This is a genomic window from Rathayibacter sp. AY1A3, assembly GCF_002930975.1.
Taxonomy (GTDB): Bacteria; Actinomycetota; Actinomycetes; order Actinomycetales; family Microbacteriaceae; genus Rathayibacter.
Genome location: NZ_PSTO01000039.1, coordinates 22,389 through 30,469 on the forward strand (window position 1 = coordinate 22,389; position 8,081 = coordinate 30,469).

Sequence of the window (8,081 nt, forward strand, 5' to 3'; positions counted from 1 at the left end):
GATCCCCGTCCCTCCGGCCCGCTCCCTCCCGCCCGCTCGGGCGCGATCGAAAGGCTCCCCGTGTCCGCACTCCTCCCCCTGCAGGGCAGGACCGCTCTCGTCACCGGTGTCTCGCGGCGGCGCGGCATCGGATTCGCCGTCGCCGCGAAGCTCGCCTCCCTCGGCGCGCACCTCGTCGTCCACCATCACCGCCCTCACGATCTCGACCTCCCCTGGGGAGGCGACGACCTCGATGCGGTCCGGTCCGAGCTCCGCGCGCACCTCACGGAGGGCGCGCGGTTCGCCGACGTCGCCGCGGACCTGGCCGATCCCTCCACGATCCCCGGTCTGATCGCCACCGCAGCCGACCTCACCGGGAGCCTGGACGTCCTCGTCTGCAACCACGCGAAGAGCGGCGACGACGGCAGCATCCTCGACATGACGCCCGAGCGGCTCACCGCGTTCTGGGACGTCAACACCCGCTCCACCCTCCTGCTCACCGCGGAGTTCGCGCGGCTCCGGGCACCGCGCACCGACGGACCCCGCCGGCCCGGCGACCGGGTCGTCGGGGCCGGGCCCTACGCCCGGGCGCAGGGGCACGTGTTCTGGATGACGTCCGGCCAGATCCACGGCGCGATGCGCGGAGAGGTCGCCTACGCCGCGAGCAAGGCCGCACTCGCCGGCGTCACCGCCACGGTCGCCGCCGAGCTCCTGGAGCTCGGGATCGTGCTCAACACGATCGATCCCGGTCCGGTGAACACGGGATACCTGGACCCGGAGACTACCGACCGGTCACTCGAGGACCTCGAGGAGTACGTCGCGAGCACGCCCTTCGGCCGGGTCGGCACGCCGGCGGACCCCGCGGAGCTGATCGCGTGGCTGGCCACGTCGGCGCGCAGCTGGGTCGTCGGGCAGGTGCTCACGACCGACGGCGGATTCAGCCTGTGACCGGAGCGGCGGCGAGCCGTCCGGCGACGAGGACCGGCGCGGCCGGGCCCGGGGATGATGGGCGCATGCGAACTCGTGGGGCCGGAGTGCTGTGGGTGGTGAGCGCGCTCGCCTATGTGGGAGCGGAGGCGGTCGCCGCGTCCGCGTTCCCGGGCTACAGCTACGCACGGAACTACATCAGCGATCTCGGCGTGCCCGAGGTGGGCGTGTTCCAGGGGCGCGCGATCGACTCGCCGCTGCACGCGGTGATGAACGCCGGATTCCTCCTGCAGGGGGCGCTCTACCTCGCCGCCGCCGTCACGACCGTGCGAGCGGCGCGGGGAGGATCGCGGGGGCTGTTCCTCTCCCTCGCCGTGGTCTACGCCGTGGGCATCGCCGTGGTGGGCCTCGTGCACGGGAGCAGCGCCAGTGCGCAGAACGGGATCGGCGGCCTGCACGTGGTCGGCGCCGCGATGGCGATCGTCGGCGGCAACGCGGCCTCGATCGTCGCCGGTGCCGCGGCCCGGCGCGGCCGCGCCCCGTGGGCGCTCGGGACGGTCGGGATCGTGCTCGGCGCGGTCGGCCTGCTCGCGCTGCTGATGCTGCAGGTCGACACCCGCGTGCCCGGCGTCGATCTGCTGCCCGACGGCGTCTGGGAGCGCGCCTCCGTCTACGCCGTCACGGCCTGGCAGCTCGCGACCGGCCTGCGGCTGCTCCGGCGCCCGGACGCGCCGCGGCGCCCGCTGCCTCCTCAGACCGCGGGCAGCGGCGCTCCGATCCGGTAGAAGCGGTCGGCCGTCGCCGCGAAGACGTCGCGCCGCTCCGCAGGCGAGAGTGCCGCGGTGAGCTCGTCGAACGCGGTGTACAGCTCGGAGAAGCTCGAGTAGAGGCTGTCGACCGGGAAGTTGCTGCCGAGCATCGTCCGCGCCGGCCCGAACGCCTCGAGCGTCTCGTGCACGAACGGCGCGATCGACGCGCGGGTCCAGGAGTGGTCGTTCGTGCCGATCGCCGAGATCTTCACGACCGTGTTCTCGCGCTCAGCGACGGCGCGCAGCCCCCTCCGCCACTCGTCCACCGAGTCGGAGTCGCGGCCGATCGGCATGCCGAGGTGGTCGAGCACGATCGCGGTGCCGGGGAAGGCGCCGGCGAGCTCGGCCGCCTCCTGCAGCTGCGAGGGGAACACCTGCAGGTCGAACGACAGGCCCAGCGGCTCGAGCCGCGCGAAGTGCGCGCGCCAGACCGGATCGGCCGAGATCCCCGGCCGGTCGCGGTGCGTGAAGACCGGATCCGGGTGCCAGTTCAGGATGTCGCGGACGCCGCGCGTCACGGAGTACCCGGCGTGCTCCTCCAGCTGCCGGGGCGCGTCGGCGTCCAGGAGCGACACGTGCGCGACGTGCACCGTCGGCACCGGGCGCTCGCGGGAGAGGGCGTCGATCCAGGCCGTCTCGGCGAGCGCGTCGGCCGCGCCGTTCTCGACGTGCACGGAGGCGGCGAGCGTCACGTCCCGGGCGTCGGCGAGGTAGTCGTCGACGCTGTAGGAGCGGCGGATCGGCCGGTCGTCGCCGTGGTAGCGGAAGGGCTCGGCCGGCCCCTCCAGCCACGGGTAGGAGCGGCGGAGATCCGTCAGGTGGTGGTGGGCGTCGATGACGAGGAATCCGCTCATGCGTGCCTCCCCGGGGCCGGAGCGCCGAGGCGCGCGATCGTGCGGACGACGCCGGTGTGGTCCAGATCGCCGTCGCCGTCGGCGACCATCCTCTCGAACAGGCCGGTCACGGCGGTGATCGCGGGCAGGACGACCCCCTCGGCGTCCGCAGCCTCGCGGACGTAGCGGAGGTCCTTCAGCTGGTTGCGGGCGCTGCCGCCCTCGGCGAAGTCGTCCTCCAGCCACTTGGCGCTCTTCTGCTCGAGCACGGTGGTGCGGGCGAGGCCGCCCTGCAGCAGTTCCACCATCACCTCCGGGTCGAGTCCGGCGGTGCGGGCGAGCAGCAGGGCTTCGGAGACGACGGCGACCGTCCCGGCGACCACGATCTGGTTGCAGAGCTTGGCGGTCGCTCCGGCGCCGCTCGGGCCGAGGTGGCGGACCGTGCGGCCGAGCCGCGCGAGCACGGGGAGGACGCGGGCGACCGCCTCCTCCTCACCGCCCAGCATGATGCTGAGGGTCGCGTCCCGGGCGCCGACCGTGCCGCCGCTGAGCGGGGCGTCGACGACGCGGACGCCGTGCTCCTCGGCGAGGCGCGCGGCGAGCGCGGCCACCGCCGAGGGCGAGACGGTCCCGTGCACGACGAGCACCGGATCCGCGATGCCCTGCTCGCGCCAGCCGGCGAGCAGGCCGTCCTCGCCGTCCAGCAGCGACTCGATCTGCGCGAGGTCCGGCAGCACCGTCAGCGTGATGTCGGCCGCCGCCTCGCGCGGAGTCGCCGCCACGCGGGCCCCGAGCGCGGCGAAGGGGTCGGCCTTCGCGCGGGTGCGGTTCCAGACCACGAGGCCGCCGTCGTCGACGAGGTTCCGCGCCATCGGGGCGCCCATCGGTCCGAGGCCGAGCAGCGAGAGCGTCACGGGGCGACCTCGGCGAGCTGGTCGGGCGCCACGTCGTCGAGCAGCACCGCGGCCTCGAAGCCGAGCAGCTCCCGGGAGCGGGAGAGGTCGAGCCCGACGGAGCGGCCCGGCAGCTCGCCGCGCGGCACGCCGGGGGCGATCGCGTCGAGGGCGGCCGCGGTGTCGCCGCGGAGGTAGGTGAGCGGAGCGGCGACCAGGATCCCCGGCGCGGGAGGCGTGTCGTGCAGCAGCGCCGCGAGCACCGAGCGGGCGGCATCGGCCGCGTCGAGGTAGCTGAACCCCTCCGCAGCCTGCCGGCGCGGGTCGGCGGCGATCGCGGTGCGCAGGTGCTCGCCGAACCGCCGCCCGCCGTCGAGGGTGATGTCGCGCACCAGCGGGAAGCGGAGGCCGGTGAGCTCGAGGCCCCAGGTGGCGTGCGCCATCCGGGCCGCGTCCTCGCTCGCGAGCTTCGAGAGCGAGTACTCGTCCGAGATCCGGGGCGCCGCGTCCTCGGAGTAGGGGAACACGGGCGGGAGCGCCTGCTCGGCCCCGAGGGGGTAGCCGTTCGCGTTGATGCTGGAGGCGTAGACGACCTTGGCGACTCCGGCCGCCGCGGACGCCGCGAGCACCGCGAAGGTGCCCACGGCGTTCACGCGGTAGGTCTCGACCGCGTCGGCCATTCCGAGTCCGGCGTAGCCGCCGAGGTGGACGACCGCGTGCTGGCCGGCCAGCGCCTCGGCGAGGACGGCCTCGTCGGTCACGTCGCCGACGACGGTCCGGACGGCCGGGTCCGCCCCCGCGTCGCTGCGGTCGAGGACGGTGACGACCGCTCCCTCCGCCAGGAGCGCCGCGACGGTGGGCCGCCCGATGAGGCCCCAGCCGCCCGTCACGAGGACCCGCGCGCCGTCGAGGGCGGTCAGCGCCGTCACGCGTTCACCGACGGCGTCGACTCGGTCGGAGGAGCGGCGACGTCCTCCTGCTTCTTCCTGCGGCCTCTCGAGAACATCGGCCAGCCCTTGCTGCCCTGGTCGAGCGTGACGGCGATCAGGACGACGAGGCCGGTGACGATCTGCTCGTAGAAGCTCGGCACGTTCAGAAGCACCAGGCCGTTGGTGAGCGCGCCCAGGATGAGCGCGCCGACCAGGGTGCCCGCGATACGGCCCTCGCCGCCCATCAGGTTCGCTCCTCCGATGACCGCCGCGGCGATCGCGGTGAGCTGGTACGGGCTGCCCGCGTCCGGCTGCGCGGCGTTGATGCGGGCGACGATGACCAGGCCGGCCAGGGCCGAGAGCCCGCCGGAGATGCAGTAGACGGCGATCTTGACGCGGTGGACCCGGACCCCCGAGAGCCAGGCGGTCTCCTCGCTGCCGCCGACCGCGATCACGTTCTGGCCGAACACGGTCTTGCGCAGGAGCAGCCAGGCCGCGACTCCGACGACAGCCACGATGACGACCACGACGGGCACGCCTCCGATGTAGCTGTTGAGCAGGAGGATGAACTCCTTCGGCACGTCGTAGACCGGCTTGCCGTTGGTGGCGACGTAGGCGCCTCCCTGGAACACGCTCATCGTGCCGAGCGTGGCGATGAAGGGCGGCAGGTTCAGCTTGGTGACCAGCAGGCCGTTGATCCCTCCGCAGATCAGGCCGAGGACGATGCCGGCCGCGAGACCGAGCAGCGGGGGCACGCCGCCGTTGACCATCAGCGAGGCGCTGACGATCCCGACGAAGCTGGCCATGGCGCCCACCGCCAGGTCGATGCCGCCGGTGATGATGACGAAGGTCAGGCCGATGCCGATGATGGCGTTCACACTGGCCGACACCGCGACGTCGCGGAGGTTGCCGATGGTGAGGAAGTTGGGGTTCAGCACGCCCAGGATGACGAAGAGGACGACGGCGGCGATGTAGATGCCGAAGGCCTGCAGGTTGAAGGAGCGCCGGCGCGGGGTGGCGACGCTCCCGGTCTCGGGGGAGGTCATGAGGTTCCTTTCGCCACGCCCATGGCGTTGGCCACGATGCTGTGCTCGGTGATGTCATCGCCGACGTGCTCGGAGACGAAGCGCCCGGACCTCATCACGAGGACCCGGTCGCTGATGGAGATGATCTCGGGCAGGTCGCTCGAGACGACGATCACGGCGTGCCCCTCGGAGGCCAGCTGATCGATGAGCTCGTAGATCTCGACCTTGCCGCCGACGTCGACGCCCTTGGTCGGCTCGTCGAAGAGGAAGACGCTCGCTCCGAGCCAGATCCACTTCGCGATCACGATCTTCTGCTGGTTGCCGCCCGAGAACTGGCGGGCGTTGAGGCGGACGTCGGCGGGACGCAGCGACATGCGCCGGCCCATCTCCTCCGCCGTCTCGATCTGCCGCTTCGTGCTGATGAAGGGGCCGAAGCCGTTCAGCTGCCGGTCGGAGGTGAGGGCGACGTTCGCGTAGGCCGGGGTCTGGAGGACGAGGCCCTGGTGCTTGCGGTCCTCGGGGATGAACGCGATGCCGGCGTCGCGGCTGTCGCGCGGCGAGCGGATGCGCAGCGGACGGCCGCCCAGGCGGACGGTCCCCTCGGTGCCGTCGTCGGCGCGGATGAGCGCGCGGAGGAACTCGGTGCGGCCGGAGCCGACGAGGCCGGCGATGCCGACGACCTCGCCGCGGCGGACGCTGATCGACTCCGGTCCGACTCCGCTCGGGTGGACGACGCCCGTGGCCTCGAAGTGCACCTCGGCGTCCGGGGCGACCGGGTGGCGCCGCTCGAACGAGAGCAGCTCCCGGCCGACCATCCGCCGCACGATGTCCTCGGACGAGGTCTCGCCGATCGGAGCGTCGTAGGCGGGCCGGCCGTCGCGGAGGACGACGACCGTGTCCGACACGCTCATCACCTCCGGCATCTTGTGCGAGACGTAGATGACGCCGACGCCGCGCCCGTGGGCGATCTCGCGGACCCGGGTGAGGACCCCCTCGACGTTGTGCTCGAGCATGCTCGTCGTCGGCTCGTCGAGCGCGACGATCTTCGCGCCGAACGCGAACGCCCGCGCGATGGTGAGCGCGTGCCGCTGCGCCGGGCTGAGCCGGCCGACCGGGGTCCTCGCCTCCATCGGGAAGCCCATCAGGTGGACGTCCTTGAGGGCCCGGTCGATGTCGTCCTGGGCGGACGCGCGCTGCTTGCGCGTCCGCCCGAGGAGCAGGTTCTGCATCACCGTGAGCTGGGGCACGATGGCCGGCTCCTGGTGCGCGATGCGGACCCCCTCGGCGAGCGCCTGGCGGGAGGTGTACTCCATCCGCCGGACGCCGTCGATCGTGATCGAGCCGCGGTCCGGGCGCAGGGCCCCGCCGAGGATGTTCAGCAGGGTGCTCTTGCCCGCGCCGTTCTCGCCGGCGAGGGTGCGGATCTCGCCGCGGTCGAGCGTGAAGCTCACGCCGTCCAGGGCGCGGACGCCCGGGAACGATTTCGCGATGCCGCGGACCTCGAGCAGATGCTCGGCCATGTTCCGTCTACTTCCTTGTCGAGGAGGTCGTGGGGAGGGAGGAGGTGACGGGTTACGGCATCCCGGTCTCGTACTGCGCGACGTTGGTGCTGTCGATGATGAACGCGGGGACGTCGATCCACGCGGGGACCTTCTTCCCGGCGAGCAGGTACAGCGCGGCGTCGACGCCGGTCGCGCCCTCGGTGGTGGGCAGCTCGCTGACGGTGGCGGTGTAGTCGCCGGCCAGGATCTGCTTCTTGGCCTGCGGGATGCCGTCGGTGCCGACCAGGATCACCTCGCCGGTGAGGCCCTTCGCGTCGATGGCGGCCTGGACGCCGAGCGCCATGCCGTCGTTCTGCGAGTAGAAGGCCGCGATGTCGGGGTTCGCGGTCAGCATCGTGGTCGCGATCTCCTGCGCCTTGGTCTGGTCCCACGAGGCGGTCTGGGAGGCGACGAGCTCGAGGTTCTCGTGCTTCGCGAGGGCGGCGGTGAAGCCGTCTCCGCGGTTGATCGCGTTGGAGGAGCCCGGATCGCCCTCGATCATCGCGACCTTGCCGCCGTCGGGCAGCTTGTCGGCGATGTAGTCGGCGGCGGTCGCGCCGATGGTGGTCGCGTCGGGTCCGACGTAGACGGTGCCGGCCACGCCGCTCTTGGCGTCGTTGAGGACGATCGCGGGGATGCCGTCGGCGAGCGCCGACTCGAAGATCGAGTCGAGGCCCGTGGCCGAGATCGGCGAGGCGAGGATGGCGGAGCAGCCCTGGTTCATGGCGCTCTTGGCCTTGTCGAGCTGCTCGGTGATCGAGGACTCGTCGGTGACGTCGAAGGTCTGGTAGTCGACGCCGAGCTCCTTCGCGCGGTTCTCGAAGCCGTCGCGCTCGTAGCCCCAGAACTCGTTGGAGAGGGTGCGGGTGATGTAGCAGAGCTTCGCGCCGTCCGGCACGGTGGGGGTGCCGAGCGAGGAGGCGACCTCGTCGGCGGGGGTCTGCGCGGAGGCGTCGACGAGCGACACGATGTCGGCGCCGGAGCCGGAGCCGCCGGCGGATCCGCCGCCGTCTCCGTCGGGCGAGGCCGAGCATCCGGCGAGGAGCGTCAGGGAGGCGAGGCCGGCGAGGGCGACGCCGGCCTCGCCTCCCTGACGCTCCTCGCCGTCGAGGGACTCGCCGGCCTTCAGGTCGGTCTTGGCCGTC

The 8,081-nt window shown here is 72.7% G+C and carries 8 protein-coding genes; 2 read left to right on the forward strand and 6 right to left on the reverse strand.

Annotation, left to right across the window (positions count from 1 at the left end):
- Positions 1–60: 60 nt before the first annotated feature.
- Both C5C10_RS14905 and C5C10_RS14910 read left to right on the forward strand, forming a co-directional pair.
- Positions 61–927 (forward strand): SDR family oxidoreductase, encoded by an 867-nt coding sequence (locus C5C10_RS14905; RefSeq protein WP_258060613.1) that lies wholly within the window; start codon positions 61–63, stop codon positions 925–927.
- Between the two features lie 65 nt (positions 928–992).
- On the forward strand, positions 993–1,691 hold the full coding sequence (locus C5C10_RS14910; protein ID WP_104329650.1) for a DUF998 domain-containing protein: 699 nt from the start codon (positions 993–995) through the stop codon (positions 1,689–1,691).
- Here the strand turns inward: C5C10_RS14910 and C5C10_RS14915 are convergent.
- The 6 genes from C5C10_RS14915 to C5C10_RS14940 form a co-directional block, all read right to left on the reverse strand.
- Complete coding sequence (locus tag C5C10_RS14915; protein ID WP_104329651.1) at positions 1,658–2,569, reverse strand: amidohydrolase; 912 nt, start codon at positions 2,567–2,569, stop codon at positions 1,658–1,660. The two genes, C5C10_RS14910 and C5C10_RS14915, sit on opposite strands and share 34 nt — an antisense overlap.
- The gene (locus tag C5C10_RS14920) at positions 2,566–3,462 is read right to left on the reverse strand and encodes an NAD(P)-dependent oxidoreductase (RefSeq protein WP_258060614.1); all 897 of its coding nucleotides are present in this window, start codon (positions 3,460–3,462) and stop codon (positions 2,566–2,568) included. The genes C5C10_RS14915 and C5C10_RS14920 overlap by 4 nt, the downstream gene beginning before the upstream one ends.
- Positions 3,459–4,370, reverse strand: coding sequence for an NAD(P)-dependent oxidoreductase (locus tag C5C10_RS14925; protein ID WP_181073479.1), 912 nt, complete (start codon positions 4,368–4,370; stop codon positions 3,459–3,461). Before C5C10_RS14925 ends, C5C10_RS14920 begins: the two co-directional genes overlap by 4 nt.
- Positions 4,367–5,416, reverse strand: a complete 1,050-nt coding sequence (locus tag C5C10_RS14930; protein ID WP_104239249.1) for an ABC transporter permease — start codon at positions 5,414–5,416, stop codon at positions 4,367–4,369. The genes C5C10_RS14925 and C5C10_RS14930 overlap by 4 nt, the downstream gene beginning before the upstream one ends.
- Entirely contained in the window at positions 5,413–6,915 is a 1,503-nt protein-coding gene (locus C5C10_RS14935; RefSeq protein ID WP_104239248.1) for a sugar ABC transporter ATP-binding protein, read from the reverse strand. Before C5C10_RS14935 ends, C5C10_RS14930 begins: the two co-directional genes overlap by 4 nt.
- Before the next feature lie 52 nt (positions 6,916–6,967).
- On the reverse strand, positions 6,968–8,081 hold a 1,114-nt coding region (locus tag C5C10_RS14940; RefSeq protein ID WP_104329652.1), incomplete at its 5' end, for a substrate-binding domain-containing protein.

Bases quoted from the DNA above. Each gene is read 5' to 3' on its own strand.
- C5C10_RS14910 (WP_104329650.1), top strand. From the start codon at position 993: ATGCGAACTCGTGGGGCCGGAGTGCTGTGGGTGGTGAGCGCGCTCGCC.
- C5C10_RS14915 (WP_104329651.1), bottom strand. From the start codon at position 2,569: ATGAGCGGATTCCTCGTCATCGACGCCCACCACCACCTGACGGATCTC.
- C5C10_RS14930 (WP_104239249.1), bottom strand. From the start codon at position 5,416: ATGACCTCCCCCGAGACCGGGAGCGTCGCCACCCCGCGCCGGCGCTCC.
- C5C10_RS14935 (WP_104239248.1), bottom strand. From the start codon at position 6,915: ATGGCCGAGCATCTGCTCGAGGTCCGCGGCATCGCGAAATCGTTCCCG.